General features: G+C 60.4%; 22 protein-coding genes. 8 read left to right on the top strand and 14 right to left on the bottom strand.

Annotation, left to right across the window (positions count from 1 at the left end; translation table 11 throughout):
• Nucleotides 1-88 precede the first annotated feature (88 nt).
• From EXN68_RS22390 to EXN68_RS22380, 3 genes are all read right to left on the bottom strand, one after another.
• Nucleotides 89-1,321: an ABC transporter substrate-binding protein gene (locus tag EXN68_RS22390; protein ID WP_142842928.1), complete on the bottom strand. Its 1,233-nt coding sequence runs from the start codon at nt 1,319-1,321 to the stop codon at nt 89-91.
• 62 nt (nt 1,322-1,383) lie between these two features.
• Nucleotides 1,384-2,286: a sugar phosphate isomerase/epimerase family protein gene (locus EXN68_RS22385; protein ID WP_142842927.1), complete on the bottom strand. Its 903-nt coding sequence runs from the start codon at nt 2,284-2,286 to the stop codon at nt 1,384-1,386.
• Between the two features lie 12 nt (nt 2,287-2,298).
• A complete protein-coding gene (locus EXN68_RS22380) occupies nt 2,299-3,333 on the bottom strand; it encodes a Gfo/Idh/MocA family protein (RefSeq protein WP_142842926.1) in 1,035 nt (344 codons plus the stop codon).
• A gap of 139 nt (nt 3,334-3,472) precedes the next feature.
• Between EXN68_RS22380 and EXN68_RS22375 the strand changes: the two genes are divergently transcribed.
• Nucleotides 3,473-4,501: a LacI family DNA-binding transcriptional regulator gene (locus EXN68_RS22375; protein ID WP_110758735.1), complete on the top strand. Its 1,029-nt coding sequence runs from the start codon at nt 3,473-3,475 to the stop codon at nt 4,499-4,501.
• Nucleotides 4,502-4,557: 56 nt separating this feature from the next.
• On the opposite strand, the gene EXN68_RS22370 is transcribed toward EXN68_RS22375, so the two are convergent.
• Nucleotides 4,558-5,436, bottom strand: a complete 879-nt coding sequence (locus EXN68_RS22370; RefSeq protein WP_142842925.1) for a hypothetical protein — start codon at nt 5,434-5,436, stop codon at nt 4,558-4,560.
• A gap of 186 nt (nt 5,437-5,622) precedes the next feature.
• The gene (locus EXN68_RS22365; RefSeq protein ID WP_142842924.1) at nt 5,623-6,396 is read right to left on the bottom strand and encodes an SDR family oxidoreductase; all 774 of its coding nucleotides are present in this window, start codon (nt 6,394-6,396) and stop codon (nt 5,623-5,625) included.
• Nucleotides 6,397-6,532: 136 nt separating this feature from the next.
• Here EXN68_RS22365 and EXN68_RS22360 point away from each other — a divergent pair, with 136 nt between their 5' ends.
• On the top strand, nt 6,533-7,432 hold the full coding sequence (locus EXN68_RS22360) for a LysR family transcriptional regulator (protein ID WP_142842923.1): 900 nt from the start codon (nt 6,533-6,535) through the stop codon (nt 7,430-7,432).
• Nucleotides 7,433-7,537: 105 nt separating this feature from the next.
• Here EXN68_RS22360 and EXN68_RS22355 read toward each other — a convergent pair whose 3' ends face one another.
• From EXN68_RS22355 to EXN68_RS22335, 5 genes are all read right to left on the bottom strand, one after another.
• On the bottom strand, nt 7,538-8,539 hold the full coding sequence (locus tag EXN68_RS22355) for an ABC transporter ATP-binding protein (protein ID WP_142842922.1): 1,002 nt from the start codon (nt 8,537-8,539) through the stop codon (nt 7,538-7,540).
• Entirely contained in the window at nt 8,536-9,330 is a 795-nt protein-coding gene (locus EXN68_RS22350; RefSeq protein ID WP_142842921.1) for an ABC transporter permease, read from the bottom strand. Before EXN68_RS22350 ends, EXN68_RS22355 begins: the two co-directional genes overlap by 4 nt.
• Nucleotides 9,327-10,151, bottom strand: coding sequence for an ABC transporter permease (locus EXN68_RS22345; protein WP_142842920.1), 825 nt, complete (start codon nt 10,149-10,151; stop codon nt 9,327-9,329). The genes EXN68_RS22350 and EXN68_RS22345 overlap by 4 nt, the downstream gene beginning before the upstream one ends.
• Nucleotides 10,148-10,954, bottom strand: coding sequence for an alkaline phosphatase family protein (locus EXN68_RS22340; protein ID WP_142842919.1), 807 nt, complete (start codon nt 10,952-10,954; stop codon nt 10,148-10,150). The genes EXN68_RS22345 and EXN68_RS22340 overlap by 4 nt, the downstream gene beginning before the upstream one ends.
• 109 nt (nt 10,955-11,063) lie before the next feature.
• Nucleotides 11,064-12,107, bottom strand: coding sequence for an ABC transporter substrate-binding protein (locus EXN68_RS22335; RefSeq protein ID WP_046800982.1), 1,044 nt, complete (start codon nt 12,105-12,107; stop codon nt 11,064-11,066).
• A gap of 125 nt (nt 12,108-12,232) precedes the next feature.
• On the opposite strand from EXN68_RS22335, the gene EXN68_RS22330 reads away from it, so the two are divergent.
• A complete protein-coding gene (locus tag EXN68_RS22330) occupies nt 12,233-12,994 on the top strand; it encodes a UTRA domain-containing protein (RefSeq protein ID WP_142842918.1) in 762 nt (253 codons plus the stop codon).
• A gap of 13 nt (nt 12,995-13,007) precedes the next feature.
• On the opposite strand, the gene EXN68_RS22325 is transcribed toward EXN68_RS22330, so the two are convergent.
• Nucleotides 13,008-14,054, bottom strand: coding sequence for a GlxA family transcriptional regulator (locus tag EXN68_RS22325; RefSeq protein ID WP_065117797.1), 1,047 nt, complete (start codon nt 14,052-14,054; stop codon nt 13,008-13,010).
• An 85-nt stretch (nt 14,055-14,139) separates the two neighbouring features.
• On the opposite strand from EXN68_RS22325, the gene EXN68_RS22320 reads away from it, so the two are divergent.
• The 5 genes from EXN68_RS22320 (at nt 14,140) to purU (ending at nt 20,275) form a co-directional block, all read left to right on the top strand.
• Nucleotides 14,140-15,393: a sarcosine oxidase subunit beta family protein gene (locus EXN68_RS22320; protein WP_065117796.1), complete on the top strand. Its 1,254-nt coding sequence runs from the start codon at nt 14,140-14,142 to the stop codon at nt 15,391-15,393.
• 65 nt (nt 15,394-15,458) lie between these two features.
• Nucleotides 15,459-15,779 carry a sarcosine oxidase subunit delta gene (locus EXN68_RS22315; protein WP_142842917.1) on the top strand — a complete coding sequence of 107 codons (321 nt, stop codon included), beginning with the start codon at nt 15,459-15,461 and terminating at the stop codon, nt 15,777-15,779.
• Nucleotides 15,776-18,766, top strand: a complete 2,991-nt coding sequence (locus tag EXN68_RS22310; RefSeq protein ID WP_142842916.1) for a sarcosine oxidase subunit alpha — start codon at nt 15,776-15,778, stop codon at nt 18,764-18,766. Before EXN68_RS22315 ends, EXN68_RS22310 begins: the two co-directional genes overlap by 4 nt.
• 13 nt (nt 18,767-18,779) lie before the next feature.
• Complete coding sequence (gene soxG / locus EXN68_RS22305; RefSeq protein WP_161991451.1) at nt 18,780-19,334, top strand: sarcosine oxidase subunit gamma family protein; 555 nt, start codon at nt 18,780-18,782, stop codon at nt 19,332-19,334.
• 56 nt (nt 19,335-19,390) lie between these two features.
• The gene (gene purU, locus EXN68_RS22300; RefSeq protein WP_142842914.1) at nt 19,391-20,275 is read left to right on the top strand and encodes a formyltetrahydrofolate deformylase; all 885 of its coding nucleotides are present in this window, start codon (nt 19,391-19,393) and stop codon (nt 20,273-20,275) included.
• Nucleotides 20,276-20,302: 27 nt separating this feature from the next.
• Here purU and EXN68_RS22295 read toward each other — a convergent pair whose 3' ends face one another.
• From EXN68_RS22295 to EXN68_RS22285, 3 genes are read right to left on the bottom strand one after another with little or no spacing between them, the layout of a single operon-like run.
• On the bottom strand, nt 20,303-22,393 hold the full coding sequence (locus EXN68_RS22295) for a mechanosensitive ion channel family protein (RefSeq protein WP_142842913.1): 2,091 nt from the start codon (nt 22,391-22,393) through the stop codon (nt 20,303-20,305).
• Nucleotides 22,390-23,007, bottom strand: a complete 618-nt coding sequence (locus tag EXN68_RS22290) for a ParB-like protein (protein WP_142842912.1) — start codon at nt 23,005-23,007, stop codon at nt 22,390-22,392. Before EXN68_RS22290 ends, EXN68_RS22295 begins: the two co-directional genes overlap by 4 nt.
• Nucleotides 22,991-24,622 carry a SulP family inorganic anion transporter gene (locus EXN68_RS22285; RefSeq protein WP_142842911.1) on the bottom strand — a complete coding sequence of 544 codons (1,632 nt, stop codon included), beginning with the start codon at nt 24,620-24,622 and terminating at the stop codon, nt 22,991-22,993. Before EXN68_RS22285 ends, EXN68_RS22290 begins: the two co-directional genes overlap by 17 nt.
• Between the last annotated feature and the right edge of the window lie 192 nt (nt 24,623-24,814).

Below are 24,814 nucleotides of genomic sequence, written 5' to 3'. Positions count from 1 at the left end.
GGGCCGCCGCCGCATTTTGCGACAGGCGACCCCACCGGGAGGAACCCTGCGGATGGGCGTCGGACATTCCGCTCGCCCGTCCATCCAATCAGCCTTCGACCAGCTTTATCTTTTCAGCGGCCTGATCGAGCGCGGCTTTCGGCGTCATCTGTCCCGACAGGGCGCCTTGGATAGCGTCCTGAATGGCCTTGGAAATCTTCGGCCATTCGGGCGAGGGGCCGCGTGGCTGCGCATATTTTAGCTGCTCGACAAAGGTCTTCAGCGCCTCATCCTTCAGCGCATTGCCGGTTGGCGGTACGGGAACATCCGAGCGCGCCGGCAATTGACCGAAGTTCTTGAACATGTCCTTGTCTTGAGACGCGAAGAATTCGATGGCCTTGAAAGCCTCTTCCGGATGTTTGGTCTTGGAGAAGATCGCCCAGTTATAATCGCCCATGGCCGAAGACCGGGGGGCGTCGGGTGTAGGCACCGGCAGCAGGGCAACACCCCAGTCGAACTTGGCGTCCTTCAGCATGCGGTCGATTTCCCATGGGCCGGAAATGACCATGGCGGCATTGCCAGCGTTGAAGGTGGCGGTGGAATCCCACTGGCTGCGCGTCAGCGTGTCCGGTGACGCCAGCTTTTCATCCAGCATCAGTTTCCACGTTTCGAGCGCTTTGACGGCACCCTCGGTATTGATGTTCTTGTAGGTTGCGCCTGCCATCTGCGCCCAGGGCAGGAACTGGAAGGTGCCTTCCTCATTGGCCTTGGCGCTGAAGCTGATGCCATAGACGTTCTTTGAAGGGTTGGTCAGCTTGCGGGCCGCTTCCACCAGCTCGTCCCAGGTCTGCGGCGGTTTTGCCGCATCGAGCCCGGCGGCCTTGAACAGGTCTTTGTTGTAATAAAGCGCAATCGTATTCGTCGCCTTCGGCACGCCGAAATATTTGCCGTCCCACATCACCGATTTCAGCGGCCCGGGAAAATAGTTTTCCGTCTTGATGACATCCGACTTGGCGATCATGTCGGTCACGTCAAGAAAGGCGCCGCGGGCGGCGAACATGGCGTGGTTGGGGTTGTCGATGGCGATGATGTCGGGTGCATTGCCGGTCGAATAGGCGCGCATCGCTTCGCTCACCACATCATCGAACTGCAATTGCCGATATTCGATCTTGATGCCGTTATTGAGCTTGTTGAACTCGTTTATGAGGTTCGGTGCCGGCTGGATATCACGATCCAGCGACCACAGGGTTAATGTTACGTCCTCCGCGTGGGCGGAAATCGCGCCGGCGGATACGCCCGCCAGCACAAATGCGCCGGCCATCATGCATTTCGCGATACCCATAATCTCCTCCTTTTGGTTATCGTCGCTGCAGTTTTCGGAAATCTTCTCCCCAAAGGTTTCCGTTATGTCGGGTCGACGACGAAATCGCCGCCGCGGCATTTTTTCAGATAGTTCAGACCATGCACCTGGCCCGTCATTTCCAGCGCGTCGCGATAGACGGGGTCATGCCAGCCTTCGATGTCGATTGAGCCGGACCAGCCGGCAAGGCGCAGTTCGGAAATAATGTCGGTCCAGTTACTGTCGCCAAAGCCCGGCGTGCGCATGAAGACGAACTTCTCCTTGCCGAAAATGCCGTGCTCGCGGATGACGTCCCAGCGAATGGTCGCGTCCTTGCCATGCACGTGGAAGATCTTGTCCGCCCATTTGCGGATCTGCGGCAGCGGATCGATGAGGTAAACCATCTGGTGGCAGGGTTCCCATTCGATGCCGATATTGTCATCCGGCGTTTCGTTGAACATCATTTCCCAGGCGTCCGGGTTATGGGCGATGTTCCAGTCGCCTGTCTGCCAGTTGCCGTCCATGGCGCAGTTTTCGAAGGCGATCTTCACGCCCTTGTCGGCGGCGCGTTTTGCAAGTTCGCTCCAGATTTGCCTGTATCGTGGCAGGCTTTCCGGCAGCGGCCTGCCGCGCAACCGGCCGGTGAAACCCGCAACGCAGGTGGCGCCGAAATGATGGGCATTGTCGATGCAGTCTTTCCAGCCCTGCAATGTCTGCAGGTCGATCTCGGTTTCTTCCAGCGGATTGCCGAACATGCCGAGCGTGCTGATGGTGATGTCGCGTTCGCCGATCGCCTCGCGGCAGCGCTTGCCGAGTTCAGCGATGTCCTGACCGTTGGTCGTCTGCCAGAAGAACGGCTCGAAGCTTTCAAAGCCGAGATCGGCTATCTGGCCGATGCGCTCAGCCGCCTGTCCCTTGGTGGCGCTGACCATGGTGCCGATACGGATGGATTTTGCCGGATTGCTCACGTCTTTCAGTCCTTATGCTGCAATGGAAACACGCTGACCAAGGCGGGCGCTTTCAATCGCGCCGATCACCATGGCAAGGCTGTTGATGTTGTCGAAAGAGGCTGTCTCCGGCATCCGGCCGGTGCGGATGGACTCCAGGAATGACAGAATGACGCTGGCGTGGCCGCGTGTATCCCGTTCAGAAACGGCATCAGAAACGTTTACGGTCGTGAAGCCTCGCAAGAGGCCCTGTTCATCGCCCGCCACAGAAGCCGAGAAACCGTCTTCACCATCCCAGAGGATCATTCCCTTCGAGCCGATCAGCCGCCAGCGGGCTTCCCAGCTGGTTCTTTCACCTTCGGCGCACCAGGAGCCACGATAGGTGAAGACCACATCGTTGGAGAACTCAAAAATGGCATTGGCGCTTGCCCCGTGGGCATACCAGGAACCGGCCGGGTTTTTTTCCACGCAAAAGACGGAGAGGGGCTTTTCATTGGCGACAAAACGGGCTGCGTCAAAGGTATGGATCGCCATGTCGAGAAGCAGGACGTTCTTCATCTCTTCACGGAAGCCGCCGAAATGGGGGCCAAGGAAAAAATCACAATGAATGGCCGTCAGATCACCAATGATGCCGTCTTCCACGGCGCGTCGTAGCCGCCGAATACCCGCCACGAACCGCCGATTTTGCACCACCGCGTGGACTTTTCCGGCGTTTTTGGCCAGTTCCACCAAGCTCCCCGCCTCTTCCATCGATGCTGCAAGCGGCTTTTCGCTGAGCACATGGCACCCGGCCTCGAGGCCTGCCGCGACCACGGCAAAGCGCGCCTGCGGAATGACGACGTCAAATAATATGTCTGCTTTTGTTTGCGCCAGCACCTCACGGAGATCGGTGCCGATGACCGCGTCCACCAGCCCGAATTCTTCGGCAAGTGCGCGGGCCGTGCCCTCGTTCAGATCAACCAGCCCGGCGATCCTGATCGCGCCGGCGATTTCCGGCGTGGATTGAATGGCGCGCAGCCAGCCTTTGGCCATGGCTCCGCACCCGCATAAAACGGCGTTGAATGTCATCTCATCTCCCCGGACTCTTTCGCAAACTCCTCTTTGCGCAAAGCGTCGTAAACGTTTACGAGACTATGACGATGATGTTAGATATGTCAAGACCGTAAAGGGGCGCGTTGATTGCGCATCCGGTTTGGGAGGGGAATGCATGAAAGGAATCCGTCAGCTTGCCGATTATCTGGAGATATCGATAGGCACCGTTTCCCGTGCCCTGAACGGCAAGCCCGATGTGAACGAGGAAACGCGCCGTCGCGTTCTGGAAGCGGCGGAAAAGCTTGGTTATGTCGCCAATCAATCGGGTCGCAGCCTGCGGCAAGGCACCACCAATGTCATCGGCCTGATGACCGGCAGCGACGCGCAGACGGTGGAGAATTCCGACAACTTCTTCATGGGCGTGACGGATGGCCTGCAAAGCGTGTTTTCCGGCCACAATCTCGATCTGATCGTTCTTCCCTGTCCGGGCGAGGAAGATCCGGACGAATATCTGAAGCGCATGGTGGCGCGCCGCATGGTTGACGCGATGATCATTTCCTCGACCCGTCGGATCGACAAGCGTGTTGATTTCCTGAAACAGACCCGTCTGCCTTTTGTGGCGCTCGGCCGCACCTCGTCCAGCACGGACCATGCCTGGATCGATCTCGATTTCGAAGGCGTGGCGAAAAGCGCCGTCAACCGGTTGGTGGCCGCAGGTCATCGTACCATTGCTGTGGCGGCAGCCGATAACGACATCAATCTCGGTTATGTCTTTCTGGAGGCCTATAAACGCGCCCTCGAGGAAAACGGCATAACATACGATCCGTCTCTGGTTATCCGGACAAAATCGAGCGAGCAGGGCGGATATCATGCCGCCAGTGAGTGGCTGCAGATGCGACCGCGGCCGACAGCCATCGTGCTGATCTATGAGTTGATGGCGGTTGGTCTTTATCGGCGGCTTGCCGAAGTCGGCCTCAAACCGGGGCGCGATCTCGCCGTCATCGGTTTTCGCGACGGCCCGCGCGGCCAGTTTCTGGAGCCGCGCTTGACCAGTTTTCGCATGTCGCTGCATGATCTTGGCGTAACAGTCGCCCAGACGCTTTTATCGACCATGCCGGCCTTTGCGCCTTTCTATCCCGATCAGGCCCGCCATTGCATCTGGCCAATGCAGCTTGTGGCGGGAGAGAGTGATCTTGCCCCTTAGGCGCTCGCACCCGGGCATCAGGGCGATAGCATCGGTAGCGGCGGCTCGCCTCCATGTCAGAGTTTGTAGTCTTGAATGCTCACGACGCCGAACGGATTAAATTTGTAACTATCGTCCTCATACCGCATGTCATTGGACAGGGTGGCATTATGAGCCGTTACTGTCGTTTCCACACCATCGCGCGCCATCTGATCGGCAATATCGTCCATCAGCGCGGCGATCTTCAATTGCTCCGGATTGGTTGACGGCAGGTTTTCGTCTTTCCGGATAAAGCCCACCTCGATATCAGGCAGCCCGACCAGATGAAATCCGACGCTTGCCATGCCGTTGGCATCGTCGCCGATCGGTCGGCGTGCAAAAGCGAGACGGCAGGTTCTCGCGAGCGCCAGCAGATCACCGGCGGCGGCGTCGCTGCGCGACTGCTCGAAAAGCTCTTTCCAGCGCCGTGCTCCATGCGCAACGCCTGCGCTTTCGCCTTTGACGGCGATGGCGCCGTGGTCAAGCATATGTTGCACGAACTGCAGGGCCTTGGCCGATGTCGTGACCGCATTTTCCGCGTCCATCGACGGGCCAAGCACATAAAGAACCGAGCCGTGTCCAGCGACCGCCTCTTCGTCGGCCTCCTGATAGGTGTCCGGGTCAACACGATCCCAGCAGACATTGAAGGATCGCTCCATCCGGTCGTCCGGTTCATCCTGCGAATATTCCTCATCGATACTGAAATCGCCAGCAAATGTGTCGACTGCGGTGCGGGCGCTTTGTTGGAGCGCTGCCAGACCTTTTTCTGTTCCGAGGAAACACAGAACATGCCGGGGCTTATATTCGGACCGGGATTCGGCAAAGGCCGATGATTTGCTTGCTGCTTTGCCGAGGGATGGCGCGCCCAGAACAAGGCTGCCCAAAAAAGCGAGAACACCGCGACGCCCTGAATTCATCCGCTTCCCCCTAATGGCTCCGTCAACAGGATGGGGGAGTTTTATATCGGTATATTCATGCAGGCCATATGACAGGCGTCTTTTTATGGTTCCTCAGCCGTCGAAATTGATCATACCCGCCAAAAGAAAGGTGGCGAAAACGCCTGCGCGCTTCGCCACCACAACATCAAAGAAGATCGACCGGGGTTATTTGGTGGTGTAACCGCCATTGACCAGAATGGTCTGCCCCGTCATCCACCAGCCGTCGGTAACGAGGAAGCGGATATAGGGAACGATGTCCTCGATATCGGTAAGGCCGGTCTTCGAGAAGCCGGAGAGTGCCGCTGCGCTCCTGTGATAGGCCTGTGCTTCCGGCGTCTCCTGACCGTAGAAAAACGGCGTGTCCATCGGTCCGGGACCGATCGCCGTCACCGAGATGCCACGTTCGCCGAATTCCTTGGCGGCGGTGCGGGTGAAGTGTTCCACCGGCGCCTTGGTACCGGCATAGCTGGCGTAAAACGGCGTGAATGCTCCAAGCAGGGAGGTAACGAGGGTGCAGATCTTGCCATTGTCATTGACGTGGCGGCCGGCCTGCTGGAGGAAAAAGAAGGCGGACTTGGCGTTGACGGCGGTCATCTCGTCATATTCGGCTTCCGATGTTTCGAGGATCGGTTTCTTCAGCACCTTGCCGACCGTGTTGATGGCGATATCCGGCCGGCCGATGGCGGCGACGGCATCGGCAAACAGTTTTTCGACCGCGCCAGCTGTGGTCAGATCGGCCTGAAGGGCAACGGCCTCCGCGCCGGCTGCCTTCACGGCCGCCACGGTTGCCTCGGCATCAGCCTTTGTGGCGGGGCTGTTATAGTGGATGGCGATTGCGCCTGCGCCCTGGCTGGCAAAATCGCGTGCGATCAGCCCGCCGAGGTTTTTCGCGCCGCCGGCGATGATGACTGTTTTACCTTTGATGGAATGATCGGTCATGGGGTTGGCCTCCTTTGCCGGTGCGCAGCGATGACTGCCGCGCTTTCATGTCACAAGGATATCGTCTAGAATTGCGCGATAAAGGCCGCCATTCTGATATGACTTGTCAGAAAATCCGCACAGTGAAGGATGTCCGTTGGATCGCATCGACCTGTTCCGTATCTTCGCGCGCGTCGTAGACTGCACGAGTTTCACGCGGGCCGCCGATACGCTTGGCATTCCGCGCTCCTCGGTTTCGGCGGCGGTGCAGGAGCTGGAGGCACGCGTCGGCGCCCGCCTGCTCAACCGCACCACGCGCAAGGTCTCTCCAACCGAGGATGGATCGGCTTTTTACGACCGGTGCCAGCGGCTGATCGCCGATGTCGAAGATGCGGAAAACCTGTTCCGGCAGAGCGCGGCGCAACCCTCGGGGCGGCTGCGGATCGATGTGCCGGGCCGGATCGGCCGCCTTGTCATCGCACCCGCCCTGCCGGAGTTTCTCGATCTTTACCCGCAGATCGACATCAGTCTTGGCGTAACGGACCGGGCTGTCGATCTGGTGGAGGACAATATCGATTGTGTGCTGCGCGTTGGTCCGCTCAGCGATTCCGGTCTCATCGCAAGGCCGATCGGCAAGCTGCAGCTGATCAATGTCGCCAGCCCCGCCTATATCGAGCGTCACGGTACGCCGCAGCTTCCCCATGATCTTTCCCGCCACTGGGCCGTCAATTATGCGTCGCCCTCCAGCGGGCGCGTGGAAAACTGGGAATGGCTCGAAGGCGAGGCGCTGCATTCGGTTTCCATGCGTGGCCGCGTCACCGTCAACAATGCCGAGGCCTATATTGCCTGCTGTCTGGCCGGTCTCGGCTTGATCCAGATACCGGCTTATGATGTCAGGCCGCATATCGAGAACGGCGAACTGGTCGAGGTCATGCCCGCCCATCGAGCCGAACCGATGCCGATGACGCTGCTTTATCCGCATCGCCGGCATCTGTCGCGGCGATTGCAGGTCTTTGCGGACTGGCTGGAAGCCCTGCTGAGGCGGCAGCTTCTCTAGGTCTCGACACTGGCCAAATCCGCGTCCACCCAGGATGGGCGCAAGGCCTCGTCTCCAGATTGACGCATGGCGGCGGGGGATCGCCGCCATGTGGTGTCGCTTTGGTCAGATGTAATGCAGCTGACGTTCGGCGACGGTAAGGGTAATGCGCTGGCCGGGCGGCGGGTAAAGCGCATCCTGCGCGCTCGCATGTTCGACCTTAAGCGCCACGCCGGCCGCATCCAGCTGATAACGGACGGTGGGGCCGACGATGCTGATGTCTTTCACCTCGGCGGTGAAGGCCACGCCATTTCCGTCCGCCGCATTGCCGATCGTGAAGGCATGCGGCGGGATGATGCAGGTCCGCTCGAAGCGGTTGCCGGTGATGCGTGACATGTCTTCGGCGGTGATGATGTTGGCGTCACCGATGAAACCGGCGACGAACAGGTCGGCCGGCCGATAATAAAGCTCCTGCGGCGACGCGGTCTGGGCGATGCGGCCGGCATTCATCACTGATATGCGGTCGCCCAGCGACAGGGCCTCGTCCTGATCATGGGTGACGAGGATGCTGGTGAGGCCACTTTCACGCTGAATGCGTTTCAACTCGTCACGCAGGCGCTTGCGAATCTGGGCATCGAGTGCGGAAAGCGGTTCGTCCAGCAGAAGCAGCTTGGGTTCGAGCACCAGCGCACGGGCGAGCGCCACGCGCTGTTTCTGGCCGCCGGAGAGTTGGTGCGGCCGCCGGTCGGCGCGGTCGCTGAGAGAAACGGTTTCGAGCGCGGCGGAGACCTTGTCGTCGATGGTCTTTTTTGCCAGCCGGCGCTGTTCAAGACCGAAAGCGAGGTTCTGCCGCACTGTCATGTTTGGAAAAAGCGCATAATGCTGGAACACCATGCCGATGCCGCGATCCTTCGGCGGCAGGGTATCGATGCGCCGGCCGTCCAGCGTGATCGATCCGGACGAAGGCGAAACGAGGCCGGCGATGGAGCGCAGCAATGTCGTCTTGCCGCAGCCGGACGGCCCCAGCAGCACATGCATTTCACCCGTGTCGATGCCAAGCTCGATGGCGTCGAGAACGGTAGCGTTGCCATAAATGGCGCTGATATTATGGATCGCGAGATGGGTCATGATGCACGCTCCGTTTCCCGGACCATCCGAAAGGCGATCAGGGTAAAGGCAAGGATGAGCAGGAAATAAAGAATGACGATGACGCTGGTGATGCGGCCGCTGAGGCTGCGCTGGGCGAACATGTACATTTGCAGGGTTTCGAAATTGCCGCCGACCAGCATCTTGGCGTAGACGAATTCGCTGAACAGCGTCGCGAAATTCAGCACGATGGCAACCGCGATGGACGGCAGGATGCTGGGCAGGACGACGCGTCGCAGAATGGCGAGATCGCTCGCGCCGATCAGCCGGCCGGCATCCAGAATCTCGTTGATGTCGAGGTTGCGCAGGCCGTTCTTCACGGCGATGTAAAACATCGAAAAGCAGAGCGGCACATAGGTCAACACCAGTACCAGCGGTGAGCCGCCGATCTGCAGCGGCGGGGCGGAAAATATCCTGAGATAACCGACCACCAGAATGATGCCGGGTGCGGCATAGGGCAAGATCACCAGCCGGGCGAACCAGCGGTCAAGTGAAGGCCAGTAGATATGGGCGGAAACGACCGCCGGGACGATGATGAGGGTCGCGATCGTCAGGGCGGCTGCGGCAACCAGCGTGGAGCGCAGCAAAGCCGCATGGAAACGCGGGTCCGACAGGATGGTGACGAAATTATCCGCCGTCAGCCCGGCCGGCAGCAGGGTTCCGGACCAGTCGGTCGCCACCGCATTCAACATCGTCGCCAGCAGCGGCGATATCATGATGAGCGCCATCAGCCACAGAAACAGGCTTGCGCCTTTGAAACCCTGCTGCGTCATCGGCGCTTTTCTCCCGCCAATATCTGGCTTGCGGTGATGGGCACGAGAAGCACGACCAGAAGGCATATGGCGATGGCATTGGCGAGATTGGGATCGGAGAAAATATCGCCGGATACCAGTTCGCTGATGCGGATGGTGACGACATTGATGCTTGTTCCGGTCAGAGCGAAGGTCGTCGCGAAAGTGCCCATGGCATTGGCAAAGAGCAGAATGGCGATTGCCAGCAACTGCCGTGCGACGGTGGGCAGACCGACCCTCAGCCAGAACCGCAGCTTGCCGACGCCGATCAGCGCCGCCGCCTCTTCGATATCCTGACCGACGGCAGCAAGCGCCGGCGTGATCAGCAGCGTGGCCAGCGCCACCTGAAAATAACAATAGGCGATGATGAGCCCGGTAAAGGAATAGACGTTAAAATCGTCGATCAGCCCCAATTCCTTCAGCAAAAGCGTGAACATGCCGTTCAGCCCGAAGATGAAGATGAGCGCCATGGCGAGCGGTACGCCGGCGAAGTTGGCGCCAATATTGGCGAAGGCCATGACGATGCGGCGGGTGCCGCCAGACCTTGTCCGCAGCGCCACTGCGACCAGAAAACCGAAAACGAGACCCGTTCCCGTGCTGATGAGCGAAATGATCGTCGTGGTCGCGAATGACTGAAGATAAAAGGCATCCGTGAGAATGGTGCGGTAATTGGCAAGTGACAGTGCACCGCCGGCGAAAAAGCTGTCAGTGATGACGCTCGCCAGCGGCCAGAGGACGAGAATGGCGATAACGCCGAGAAACGGCGCTGCCAGCAGCCGCATTTTGCGGTTCTGCACGCTCATGCGGATAACAGTCCTTGCGGTACGGGCAGGCCGTGATCGGCAATGGCGAGAAGCGTGCAGAGCAGTCCGGCAATATCCGTCTGTGCAAGCTTCGCATCCGCAGCCGGCGTAAAGGCCTCGCCGAATGTATAGAATGGCACCAGAGCCTCGGTCTCATGCGGCCCGCCGTGATTGCCGTCATCGCTCATGCCGTGATCGCTGGTGACGATGATGCTGTAACCAGCAGCGTGCCAGGCTGGCAGATACCGCGCCAGGAGATCGCCGGCGTTACGGGCGGCGTTGCGATATTCCCGCGAGCTGCCGCCATGCTTGTGGCCTTCATTGTCGATATTCATCGGGTGGATCAGCAGGAAATCCGGGCCATGCCGGCGCAGCAGAACATCCGCGTCGGCAAAGACATGGTCGTCCGGATAATGATCCGCCCAATAAAACGAGCCGTGATGAATGCCGCCATCGAAATTTTCGATATGGCGGAATTCCGGGGAGAAAGGCGCCTGATTATAAAGTTCGAAGTACCAGTGATAGGCGGAGGCGGCGGTGGTGCGGCCGGCCGCACTTGCCAGCGAGAAGACATTGGGAAAGCGGGAGCGGCGAACCACGCCGTTGCTGGTGACACCATGAACCACTGGCGGCAGTCCGGTCATCAGCGTTTCGTAAAGCGGTCGCGAAATCGACGGTAATTCGCTGCGTACGGCGTGGATACCGACCTTTCCGGCCGTTACCAGCCCTTCCATATATCCGAGGCAATCCCTTGCCGTTGCATATCTGAGGCCATCCAGCAGAATGAAGATCGTCTTGTGCATCGCTTTCGTCTCGTCTGTTTGTGGTTCGGTTTGCCCGAGCACTTTTTAGCACGTTCCGCGGGCTCGTTGCCCGCGGAACAGCCGTTCGGTTTTCAGGGCGTTTGCCGGATTACATCTTCGGGGCGACGCTGGCGCGCCAGAGATTGACCAGCTTGCCGGCGGCCTGGGTCCAGACGGCGGCATTGATCGGGCGGGCCTTGGCATATTGTTCCGAAGGCAGCAGGCGTTCCTTCGCCTCGGCCGGCAGGGTGATGCGGTCGACACGGATCGGACGGGCATAACCATTGGCCAGGTTGATCTGGCCGGCATCGCTGAGGATATATTCGCGCGCCAGCTTGGCGGCATTGGGCTGCTTGGAGAATTTGTTGATGATGGTGGCGTAACCGCTGGTCACAGAACCGTCAGAGGGGATGACGACCTTGAACTTCTCGCGGCCAACCACATCGCGGTAGTTGAGGGCGTTGAAGTCCCACATCGGCGCGACCTGGATTTCGCCCTTTTCCATCGTGGCCGGGTTTGCGCCATTGGCCAGCAGGCGGCCTTTTTCCGCAAGCTTGGCGAAGAGGTCGACGCCCGGCTGGAGATTTTCCTCACCGCCGCCCATGGCGATGGCGGCAGCCAGCACGGCGGCATTGTCCTGTGCACCGGAACCGACATTGCCGAGCGAGACCTTGTAGTCGCCCTTCAGCAGATCAGCCCAGGAAGCGGGCGGGTTCTTGACATCGGCGGAGATCAGGAAGGCGATGGTGCCGGTGTAACCGATGACCCAATGGCCGTCCTTGTCCTTGGCCCAGTCGGGGATCTGGTCCCAGGTCGTGGTCTTGTAGGGCTGGGTGACGCCGCGGGCGACAGCGATCGGGCCGAATTCGAGACCGACATCGCCGATATCAGCCGTCGCATTGGCGCCTTCATTGGCGAACTTGGCGATTTCCTCGCCGCTGCTCATGTCCGTATCGGCGTGTTTCAGGCCGTATTTTTCGGTCAGCTGGTTCCAGGTGTCCTTCCAGTTCGCCCAGCCGTCCGGCATGCCGACGCTGTAGATGGCGCCTTCTTTGCGGGCGGCCGCTTCAAGGGCAGGAACGTCCTGCGCCTGGGCGGTGAGGGGAAGGGAAAAAACGGTGAGAAGGGAAAGGGAGAGGATGGAATTTTTCACGGGCTTGCTCCTTGGTCTAGACCAGTTGCATGCTCATTATCGGTTCGCTATGACAGGCCAATGACGCTTTCGGCGCGGACATGGCGCGCCCGTTATTTTTTGACTTCCATTGAATGAGGGCGGCGATGCCAGCCAGAGAAACGACAGGCGGCAACCGCGATATCGAAGCCGGCCGGCGCGGCGGGCTGGAACAGCAATTGCGCCTGGCCATTGCCGCAGGCGAGGTGGTGAAGCATGGCCGGCTTCTCTCCGAGAGACAATTGATCGCGAAATACGCCACCACGCGTATCACCCTGCGCGAGGCGCTTTTCCACCTCGAGATCGACGGCCTGATCTTTCGCGAAAGCCGTCGTGGCTGGTTCGTTTCTGGACCGCGCCTGATTTACAGCCCGCTGCACCGTTCCCACTTCCATCGCATGGCCGCGGAGCAGGGGCGCTCCGCCGAAACCCTGCTGGTGGAGGCCGAGGCCGCAGCGCTGCCCGAAGAGCTTGCGCCCCTCATGCGCTGTGCGCCGGGAACGCCGTTCTGGCGCATCCGCAGAAAGCGCAGCATCGACGGCCGGCTGGTGCTTTTTGTCGAACACTATCTTTCGATGGAGATTTTCCCTGACATCGTGCAGCACGACCTCACCCGGTCACTCACGACGATTTATCAGGATACTTATGCCGTCACCTATGGTCCGGCCTATTTCGAAATCAATCCCGTCGCGTTGCGGGGATATCCGGCTCATCATCTTGGTTGCAGCGAAGGGGCTTACGGCCTGAAAATCACGCGCGTCAATCAGGACCAGCATGGCCGCATCATCGATTGCGATCTCGAATATTGGCGCCATGACGCCATATCGGTGCGGGTCGAAACCGGCCAGCCGGCGCAGCCTGCCGGCTGAAGCTCGAATATCTTCAGGATTGCGGCAGGAGCACGCCGACGGCGAACTCCTCGTCCGTCGCGACGTGGCCAATCTGCGTCTTGCGATATTCGCTGGGGCTGAAACCCCGCTCGGCCCGCAAGGTGCGCGAAAGATGTGGCGCGTCGCAAAAACCGGTGGCAAGCGCGATCTGGGTGATCGTGTCTTCCGTTTTGCGTAACAGGGAAAGCGCGCGGTCCAGCCGCAGTTCGAGATAGACTTTCGATGGCGTCGCCTTCAGGTCACCAAGAAAACGCCGTTCGAGGCTGCGACGGCCAAGACCGAGGTCGCGGGCAAGTTCCAGCACGGTTCTCGGCACTTCGATATTCTGCTGCATGCGCAGGATCGCCTTTTTGACCAGCGGGTCCGTGGCTCTGCGTGCGCTCTGCTGGCCGGGCTGGGGTTTTTCGCCGCTCAGTGCGCTGTCGATCATCATGATGTTGAGGCTCTTGATGGCGGCGGACTGGCCGACATGGCGCTCCACCAGGAAGGCCGCCAGATGTGCGGAGCCGTGGCCGCCCGAACAGGTCAGCCGGTCGCGATCGATAACGAAAATCTGGTCGGAGACCATCTGCACCGTGTCGAAGCGGTCGAGAAAATCCTGATGGTGGAACCAGCTCACGCAGCAGCGATAACCATCAAGCAGGCCCGCTTCGTGTAGAATGAAAACGCCGGTGCAGAGCCCGATAATGGGAGTGCCGGCCGCTGCACGCTGTTTGAGGAACCGCAGCGCTTCCGGCGGCAGGGCGCTGTGATCGCTGATCAAGCCGCCAGCAACAACGATGTAGTCGTAATGCCCGGCGTCGATCAGCCGCGTGTCGGGCTGCACCTTCACACCGCAGCTCGATTGAACGCTGCCCATTGTTGCCGACAGCACCGACCATTCGCAGAGAATTGGGCGCGAGCGGTCGGCCTCGTCGGCGGCAAGGCGCAGCACATCGACGAAATTCGCGAAGGCCGACAATGTGAAACGGTCGGCAAGCAGGAACGCGACGCTGAGGCGTTTCTTGGCGCGGTGAGAGGTCATGGCGCAAATATTCATGCAAAGAGACGCGATTGTCCAGCCGCGGCAACGCAAATCTTCATAGCTTTTGCGACACGAGATTTTTTAACCATCGGGTCCGCTCATGACGCGTTTTAATGCTTTCAATCTTTTGAAGAACGCCCTGACCGGCCACAAGAACTGGGACGAGCAATGGCCCGACAGCCAGCCGAAGGCCGAATATGACGTGGTCATCGTCGGCGCTGGCGGCCATGGTCTGGGCGCTGCGTATTATCTCGCCAGCCAGCACGGCATCACCAATGTCGCCGTCATCGACAAGGGCTGGCTCGGCGGCGGCAATACCGGCCGCAACACGACGATCATCCGCTCCAATTATCTCTATGATGAAAGCGCCCGGCTTTATGATCACGCCGTCGATCTGTGGGAGAATTTGAGCCAGGAACTGAACTACAACGTCATGTATTCAAAGCGCGGCGTGCTGATGCTGGCCCATAACGTTCACGACGTGCAGAGCTTCAAGCGTCACATTCATTCCAACCGCTTGAACGGCGTCGATAATCGCTGGCTCACGACAGAGGAATGCAAGGAATATTGCCCGCCGCTCAGTATTTCCCCCAATGCCCGTTATCCGATCATGGGTGGTGCGTTGCAGGAACGGGCCGGCACGGCGCGCCATGATGCGGTCGCCTGGGGGTATGCGCGTGGTGCCGCCGCCCGCGGTGTCGATATCATCCAGAATTGCCCTGTGACCGCCATTCGCCGCAATGCCGATGGTTCCGTCGCCGGTGTCGAAACGGCGCGGGGCTTCATCAAGGCAAAGAAGGTGGCGGTTTCCGCTGCCGGCCATACATCGGTCGTCATGGATACCGCCGGTGTGCGCCTGCCGCTCGAAAGCTATCCGCTGCAGGCGCTGGTGTCGGAACCGATCAAGCCGATTTTCCCCTGCGTGGTCATGTCCAACGCCGTCCATGCCTATATCAGCCAGTCCGACAAGGGCGAGTTGGTGATTGGTTCGGGTACGGACCAGTATACCTCCTATTCGCAGCGCGGCGGCCTGCCGCTGATCGAGCATACCATCGCGGCCATTGTCGAAATCTTTCCGATCTTCAACCGCATGCGCATGCTGCGCAAATGGGGCGGCATTGTCGATGTGACGCCGGATCGTTCGGCCATTCTCGGCAAGACGCCGGTCGACGGGCTCTACGTCAATTGCGGCTGGGGAACCGGCGGCTTCAAGGCCACACCGGGGGCGGCCCACACCTTCGCCTGGACCATTGCCAAAAACGAACCGCACCCGATCAACGCGCCGTTTACGCTGGAACGTTTCCGTTCCGGCCGTCTGATCGACGAGGCCGCCGCCGCCGCCGTGGCGCATTAATTCACGCATTTTCCGGACGTAAAACCGCTTCGCACTTTTACTGGAAATGCTCCGAGGATACGACGATGCTTTTGATCCGCTGCCCCTATTGCAACGAAACGCTGCCGGAAGCCGAGTTCACCTATGCCGGACAGGCCCATGTCGTCCGCGCCGCTGACCCGTCGTCGCAGAGTGATGAACAATGGGAGGAATTCCTGTTCATCCGCGAAAACGTCAAAGGTCCGCATTTCGAGCGCTGGCGGCATCTGCATGGCTGTGGCCGCTTCTTCAATGCCGTGCGCGATACGGTGAGTGACCGGTTCCTTACGACCTATCGCGCGGGTGAACCACGTCCTGAACTGTCTGCCCTGACACGCACACCAGTAAGCTCCGAGGTGTCGAAATGAATTCCTATCGCGTTTCCGGCCGTGGTCGTGTGGATGCCGCCCGCTCGGTAAGCTTCACCTTCGATGGCAAGACCTATCGTGGCGTGAGGGGCGATACCGTCGCCTCGGCACTTCTGGCCAATGGCGTGCATCTTATGGGCCGCTCGTTCAAATACCACCGCCCGCGCGGCCCGGTTGCGGCGGGTTCCGAAGAGCCGAATGCGCTGATCGGCACCCGCCGCGGCACCGGTCAGTTCGAGCCGAACACCCGCGCCACGGTGCAGGAAATCTGGAACGGGCTGGAAACCACCTCGCAGAACAAATATCCGAGCCTGAAATTCGATATCGGCGCGGTCAACGACATGGCCTATATGCTGTTTTCGGCCGGTTTCTACTACAAGACCTTCATGTGGCCGAAGAGCTTCTGGAACAAGGTCTATGAACCCTTCATCCGCGCGGCGGCTGGTCTCGGCGTTTCGCCGACGGAGGAAGACCCCGACACCTATGCCTCGCGCAACCTGCATTGCGATGTGCTGATCGTCGGCGCTGGTCCTGCCGGTCTCGCTGCGGCGCGTGCGGCGGCGGTCGATGGTCTGAAGGTCGTGCTGGTCGATGAAAATGCCGAGGCCGGTGGCACGCTGCTGTCCGAGCCGCAGGCGAAGATCGATGGCAAACCCGCATGGACCTGGCTTGCGGATGAGTTGAAGGCGCTGAAGGAACACGGCGTTAGGGTCATGACCCGCACCACGGCCATTGCCTATTACCACCACAACATGATCGGCCTCTGCGAAAAGCTGACCGACCATCTGGAAACCGTACCGAAGGACATGCCACGCGAACGTCTGTGGCGGGTCAGGGCACGTCAGGTGGTGCTGGCGCAGGGGGCGCTGGAAAAGCCGCTGGTTTTCCACGGCAACGACCGGCCGGGCGTGATGCTGGCAGGTTCCGCCCAGACCTATCTGAACCGCTATGGCGTCAAGGTCGGCAATAGCCCGGTGGTGGTGACGAGCCATGACAGCGCCTGGTACGCGGCCTTCGATCTTCACGGCGCAGGCGCACGCGTTCAGGCGATTATCGATACCCGCGCGACGGTGCGGGAAGAGCTGGTGAATGAGGCGCTGGCGCTGGGCATTCCGGTCAAGCTGTCGCATACGGTGACGGCGACCTCCGGGCGGCTGCGGGTCAAATCTGTCCGGGTCAATCCGGTCAAGGGGGCAACGGTCGGCGCGGGACAGGAGATTGCCTGTGACGCGGTGCTGATGTCCGGCGGCTGGACGCCATCGCTGCATCTCTTCTCCCACACGCAGGGCAAGCTCGCCTGGGATGACGAACGGACCACCTTCCTGCCTGCTCTCACCAATGAGGATTGCGTGATTGCCGGGGCCGGACGCGGACTGTGGGGCATCGAGACCGCGCTGAAGGACGGTGCGGAGCGCGGTCGTGAAGTCGCCACAGCACTCGGCAAGGCCGCCAATGCCGCCGGCCATGCGGTGGAACATGACCGCACCGGCAGCGGCGTGTCGCACACCGAATTGCCGAGCGACCGCGATGCCGGCAAGGCCAAGGCCTTCGTCGATTACCAGAACGATGTGACCGCCAAGGATCTGCGGCTCGCCGTGCGCGAGGGCATGCGCTCCATCGAGCACGTCAAGCGTTATACGACCAATGGCATGGCCACCGATCAAGGCAAGATGTCGAATATCAACGGTCTCAACATTGCGGCCGAAGCGCTTGGCAAACCCCAGCCGCAGGTCGGCCTCACCACCTTCCGCCCGCCCTATACGCCAACGACCTTCGGAGCCTTCGCCGGTTATCATCGCGGCGCGCATTTTGAAGTAACACGCAAAACACAGATCGATGGCTGGGCTGAGGCGCATGGCGCGGTCTATGAACCGGTCGGGCAATGGCGTCGCGCCTGGTATTTCCCAAAACCCGGTGAAGATATGGACGCGGCGGTCGGCCGCGAATGCCGGGCGGTGCGCCAGAGCGTGGGCATTTTCGATGCTTCGACACTCGGCAAGATCGAGGTCGTCGGTCCTGACGCGGTTGAGTTCATGAACCGCATGTATACCAATCCGTGGTCGAAGCTCGCGCCCGGCCGCTGCCGTTATGGCCTGCTGCTCGGCGATGACGGCTTCATTCGCGATGACGGAGTCATCGGCCGCATGACCGAAGACCGTTTCCACGTCACCACCACGACAGGCGGTGCCGCCCGGGTGCTGAACATGATGGAGGATTACCTCCAGACCGAATGGCCGGATCTCAATGTCTGGCTGACCTCAACCACCGAACAGTGGTCCACCATCGCGCTGAACGGCCCGAATGCGGCCAAGCTGCTCGCACCGCTTGTCGAAGGGATTGAGCTGACGGAAGAGGCTTTCCCGCATATGTCCTGCGTGGAATGCACGGTGGCCGGCATGCCGGCGCGGCTGTTCCGCGTGAGCTTCACCGGTGAGATCGGCTTTGAGGTCAATGTGCCGGCGCCGCTCGGCCGCAAGCTCTGGGAAATCCTGTGGGAGGCCGGCCAGCAATACGACATCACCGCTTATGGCACTGAAACCATGCACGTGCTGCGCGCCGAAAAGGGTTACATCATCGTCGGTCAGGATACAGACGGGACTGTCACGCCCTATGATGCGGCGATGGGCTGGGCCGTGGGCAAGGCGAAGCCCGATTTCGTCGGCAAGCGCGGTCTTGCCCGCCCCGATCTTGTCGCCAAGGGCCGTCGCCATCTCGTCGGCCTTCTGACTGAAGACCGCTCGAAGCTGGAGGAGGGGGCGCAGATCGTCTTTGATCCGAAACAGCCGATCCCGATGAAGATGGTGGGGCATGTGACCTCATCCTACCATTCGGATGCGGTTGGCCAGCCGATTGCGCTGGCGCTGGTCGAGGGTGGTCATGAGCGGATGGGCGAGACCGTCTATATCCCGATGCTGGACCGCACCATTGCTGCGAAAATCACCGGGATGGTATTTGTCGATCCCGAAAACACCCGCCTGAAAATCTGACCCGGAGATGACAATGAACATGCGTGTTTCCTCCCCCATTTCCGGCACCTTGGCTGAGAGCAAGGCGGCGCGGGTCAGCATCCTGCCGGCGCAGGCGCGGCTGTCGCTGCGCGCCCGTGGTGATGTCGCGTCACTAGGCGCGGCACTTGGCCTGACCCTGCCCGAGCGGATAGGCGCTCGCGCCTCCGCTGGCGAAAGACAGGCCGTGCGCCTTGGCCCCGATGAATGGACGATCCTTGCCCCTGCCGGTGAAGTCAGCGAATTGCTCGCGGCCTGCGCCGGCGTTTATGCCGGCCATCCGCACAGCCTCGTCGATATTTCCGGTCGGGAAGTGACGCTGCTGATCGAGGGGCCGCGAGCCGCTGAACTTCTGACGCTTGGCTGCGCCCGCGATATCGACACGATTGCGGTGGGAGAGGCCCGCCGGACGATTTTCGACGGCGTGACCGTGGTGCTCTGGCGCGATGCGGAAGACCGTTTCCGAATGGATATCTGGAACAGTTTCCTGCCGCATCTTGGCCATTTGCTTGAAACCGGCTGCAGGGAACTTGCCGCTGAAATCGCCTGAACTCGCCACGGTTTCAAAACTGTCCGAGTGCTGATCCATCAAGGGGGAGCAGGATTTTGACCATCTATGTCATGAAAGTCTCGTGCCCGGCGCGCAGCGGCATCGTTGCCGCCATATCCGGATATCTCGCGCGGTCCGGCTGCAACATCAACGACAGTTCGCAATTCACCGATCAGGAGACCGGCCGTTTTTTCATGCGGCTGAGCTTCGTTTCGGAACAGGGGCTGGAGCGCGACGCCCTCTTTGAAGGCTTCGCACCCGTCGCCGCGGATTTCGACATGGATTACGATTTCCATGATCTCTCCCGCAAAACCAAGGTGGTGATCATGGTGTCGCGCTTTGGCCATTGCCTCAACGATCTGCTGTATCGCTCCCGCATTGGCGCCCTGCCGGTAAAGATCGTCGCGGTGATCTCCAATCATCTCGATTACCAGAAGCAGGTGGTGAACGAGGATATTCCCTTCCACCACATCCGTGTCACGCCGCAGACGAAACCGGAGGCCGAAGCGGAAATCCTGCAGGTGGTGCAGGATACCGGCGCGGAACTCGTGGTTCTGGCCCGCTACATGCAGGTTCTGTCGGACCGGCTCTGTCAGGAAATGTCGGGGCGCATCATCAACATCCATCATTCTTTCCTGCCATCGTTCAAGGGCGCAAACCCTTACAAGCAGGCCTATGAGCGCGGAGTGCGGCTGATCGGCGCGACTGCCCACTACGTCACTGCCGATCTCGATGAAGGGCCGATCATCGAGCAGGATACGATCCGAGTGACCCATGCCCAGAGCGGTCTCGATTACGTCTCGCTTGGCCGCGATGTTGAAAGCCAGGTGCTTGCCCGCGCCATCCACGCCCATATTCACCACCGGGTCTTCCTCAACGGCAACAGAACCGTGGTGTTTCCGGCTTCGCCGGGGGAATATGTGTCCGAGCGCATGGGGTAAGTGCAGCAGAGCGCGAGAGCGGGAGCTTTACTCTTCGGGCGGCGGCTCCATGTCGCCGCCCTGCTCCTCCTCCGGGCGCTTCGCGGACCGCGCGGCGGGATAGGCGCCCGTCATGCTGGCGAACTGAATGTCGTTTTCAGCAAATGCATCCTTCAACATCGAATAGGCCTTGCGCCGCACCACTGAGGATTGCCCGCCGGCGCGCAGCATCATGCCGAAACCGAGCGTCATGCCATATTCGCCGAAGTGCTCGACACCCTTCAGCTTGACGGTCTCGATGAGGAACGGGCCGAATTCCGGATCCTCTTTCAGTGCCTTGCCGATCTCCTTGGTGATGGCCTTGACCTTGGCGATATCGGTATCGAAGGCGACGGTGACCATGAATTTATCGATCGACCAGTCACGGCTCATGTTTTCGACCGCGCCGAGCGACCCGAACGGCACGGTGAAAATCGGGCCGCGATGGTGGCGCAGCTTGACCGAGCGGATGCTGAAGGATTCCACGGTGCCGCGATAGGAACCGCTCTGAATATATTCGCCGACACGGAAGGCGTCATCGATCATGTAAAACACGCCGCTGATGATATCTTTCACCAGCGTCTGTGAGCCGAAACCGATGGCGATGCCGAAAATGCCGGCGCTGGCCAGCAGCGGCCCGATATTGACGCCGAGTTCCGAAAGCGCCGTCATGACGGCGACAGCGGCGATGATGATGCCGAGCATGTTGCGCAGGATCGGCAGAATGGTCAAAAGCCGGTCGTCCTGCGGCTGGCCGCCGGAGTGGCCGCTCATTGCGTCGCCGACAGGGGCGCTCAATTCCAGCCGGCGGGCGATCATCGACTTGATGGCGATCCATATGAGATCGGCAAGCAGCAGGATGAGTGCGCCGTGCAGGACGCCGACGACGATGGAGGTGAGCAGGGCGCCATCAGGCAGGGAATCCGGATGGGCGCGGACGAGGAAGATCAGCCAGACGATGGCCGTTCCGACGATGGCGAGCCGCACGCCGCGCTCGGCCAGAACGGGGCGAAGGTCGCTCTCACTGTAACCGCCAATATCGGTTGCGAGTTTCCGCGCGGCGATGCCGAGCGTCGAGGCAAGGCCCGGCAGGACAAGCGCATAAAGCCCGATCCAGAACAGCACGCCTGCGCCGGCAAGGCGCAATCCGAAGAGGATGATGAGGCAGAAGATTAGCGCGACATCGATCGCCCGCGTCCGCTCAGAACCCGGATCGCCTCCGGGCCGCCGCCATATCCAGAGGCTGGCGAGCAGAAACAGGAGACCGACCATGCCAGTGGACAACAGACCGAGCGTATCGCGCGGAACGCCGAGATTTTCGAGCGTCCTGAGCAACGCCCAGCAAAACCCCGCAAGCGTTGCAAGCCAAGTCCAGCGGACGATCCAGAAATCACGCCGCGGGCTGGTTTCGCGGCCAACCACCTGTCGCAACAGGCCGGAAACGGCAAAAAGCACCGGCAGGAGAATGCTCATAACGAGCCAGGGCAGTAGAACGGCACTCAAAAGGGGCGGCCACTGGATGCTGAGGAACATGGCGGTTGCGACAAGACCGTATCCGAACAGGGGCAGAAGCCGCCTCGACACGACAGCGGAGGCATATTTGCCGATATCCCCGCCGTTCCTGCGGGATGCGTGCATGACGATGATGCGGTTGGTGACAATGCCGCCTGCAAGGCCGGCGCCGAAGAGGATCAGCACATGCAGCAAAAAGATGAAGGGGCCGTAGACACGGATCGCATCGCCGAGCCTTTCCCAGGCGGAAGTAATCTGCGAGGACATGACGGGCAGTTCGCCCATGATGCGGGCAAGATGTTCCCGCCGCTTGCTCGCCCATTGGTCGAGATCACTCAACTGACTTGGTGATGCCGTTTGCGGAGGCGGCTCCGCGCCAGTTGTCGCAAGTTTCTGCGCGAGCAGGGCACGAACGTCGTCCTGCCCGAGAAGTTGCAGCAACTGGTCAACCTTCTGCTCCGTCGTCTGTGCGGCGGAAGGCGCTTTTGCCGGTGGTGGCTCCTGCGCGGAAAGGCCGGTTATCCCCAGCACGAAAAGTGCGACGCCGGTCGCTGCAATCCATCTGAAAAGGGAGGGAAGGGTTGTCATTCGGTTCTCCCGCACCAGCCGGGAAGATGTCGTGCGTCATGCGAGCGCGCCAGTTCCACGGCCTCGGCCATCGTCTCATCAAAGGAATGCCGCAAGTCTTTGCTGCTCACCCGGCGGCGAAAAAAGTCCGCCCAGAGAAATTCGGTGAAGGGCGCGTCGATCTTGGCGAAACCGCCGGCATCGCGAACCGCGCCGGCCAGCGAGCGGAAAGGATCGTCCTCGAGATCGACGATCCGCTTTGGCAACTCATCGATGGGACAACGCTTGCCGTCCGCGTTGAAAGGATAAACAAGACTGCGATGATCCATCACTGACCAGAATTCCTGCCGGCCGAGATGGGAGAGATCAGCAACGATGCTGGTCAGCACATGTTTTACGCCCTCGTCATGCAAAGCCAGCGCAAGATGATGGTGATCGACCAGATAGAGACGCTGTTTATAGCCGATGACGACGGGCACCATGTGATGGCCGAGAAAATCAGGCCCTTTTTCTTCGCGAATGGCGGCCCATTGTTTGCGTTTGTTTTCCACCTCGCGAAGGCCAACCGTCATCTGCGTTGGCCTGAGCGCAGTGATTTCAACCGGGCTGAGATGGGGTTCAAGAGGCTGTGGCATGATTGTTCTCCCGGCCCATGGCCGTGGTTACGGCATCATCGACGCTGAAACTGCTGCGCGCCACCAGATCACTCCCGCCGCCAGCGAGCAGCAAATCACGTACATGGTCGTGCATGCGGGCATAATAGACCGTGGTGCCGCCACGCTGCATCGCCGTATCGAATTCCAGCAGCGCATCGAGCGCGGTGGAATCCAGTTCGAAACTTTCCTCAAGACTGATGATCGCGACGTGCAGTTCCGGCCTTGCGGCGATGCGTTTGGTGACGGCGGCAAGGATCGGCTCGGCATTGCCGAAAAACAGCGGCTGCGCCGGGCGCAGGATAATCATGCCCGGTATGTCCTTGGCATCCGGATGGCGTTCCATGTCGACGAAATCGTGGCTGTCGCCCAGCCTGCCGAGATGCATCACATGAGGCAGGGAAAGCCGACGGACGAAGACGGCGAAGGAAAGCGCGACGGCAACGAGCATGCCGTTCAGAACGCCGAATGCCAGCACGCCGGCGGCGGCGGCAAGTGCCAGCCAGGCATCATTGCCAAGCCGCCACAAGCGGATGATCGGCGTCGGATCAAGCGCGTGCAGCAGGGCGACGGCGATGATGGCTGCCAGCACCGCCTGCGGAATGAAGGCGAACCAGCCGGCGGCGAGCAGGCTGAAGATCGCAAGGCCGATTGCGGCGATGGCCGAGGCGAGGCGGCTCTGCGGGCCGACCGCTTCGCTTGCCGCACCGGCGGAAAAGCCGGCGCCGACCGGCATGCCCTGCACGGCGGCGCTGGCGATGTTGGCAAGCCCGAAGGCCCGCAATTCGCGATTGGAATCGACATTTTCACCGTGCCGAAGCGAAAAGCTGCGGATCGTGCCCCAGGATTCCGCAAAGAGAATGAGGACCAGCGGCGGCGCAAAGCGGGCGACATGCGCGACATCATCGAGCGATACCGAAAGCGGGCCTGCCCATATTCCGGCAAGATCGATGGGGCCGACAATGGCGACGCCGCGGCTTTGAAGATCAAGCAGCATCGAGACGGCAATGCCCGCCACAATCACGACAAGGCTGCCGGGAAGGATCGGGTGTTTACGCAGGAGGAGCAGTACGGCAAGTGCCGTGAGGCCGACAGCGATGCTTTCGAGGCTCCAGTCTCGCGGATGGGAGAAGATCTGCAACAGGATCGCCAGAGGTTCGCCCGTTTGCTCCTTTATTCCAAAAAGGCTCGGCAATTGCTTGGTCGTGATCAGAATGGCGAGACCGAAAGCAAAACCGCGCAGCACCGGGCGCGAAATCACGCTCGACAGCGCGCCGAGCCGCGTGGCCGCCGCCAAGAGAAACAGAATGCCCACCAGTGCGACCGAAATGGCGACAAGCAGCATCTTCTGTGCCGGTGTGACGGAAAGCGTCGCGAGCATCGCGGCCAATATTGCGGCGGAGGAGGATGTGGGCGAGACGACCGCAAACCGGCTCTGGCCAAAAATGGCATAAACGATGCAGCCCATGATCGCCGCAAGAATGGCATGCTGAGCCGGAACGCCGGCGATTCCCGAATAGGCGATCGCTTCCGGCAGCATCAGGCCGGCAATCGACAATCCTGCAATCACATCACGCCTGTCGAATGTCACGGACATGGGGTTGCGACCGTATCGGCGCTGATGGAGGCGATAAAACTTTCACCCGATAAGATCACGATTCTCCACCTTGTATCCGCGATGAGATGAAGGTTTCACCCATTGCGGATACAAGTCAAAGTTTAAATCGTGCGCCTGAAATATTTCGGTCTTTCCGGATTTGGCCATCAACTGCTCATCATCAGGCGGATG

Source organism: Martinezella rhizogenes, assembly GCF_007002745.1.
Classification (GTDB): domain Bacteria; phylum Pseudomonadota; class Alphaproteobacteria; order Rhizobiales; family Rhizobiaceae; genus Agrobacterium; species Agrobacterium cucumeris.
This window is presented reverse-complemented; position numbering and strand designations above follow the sequence as displayed.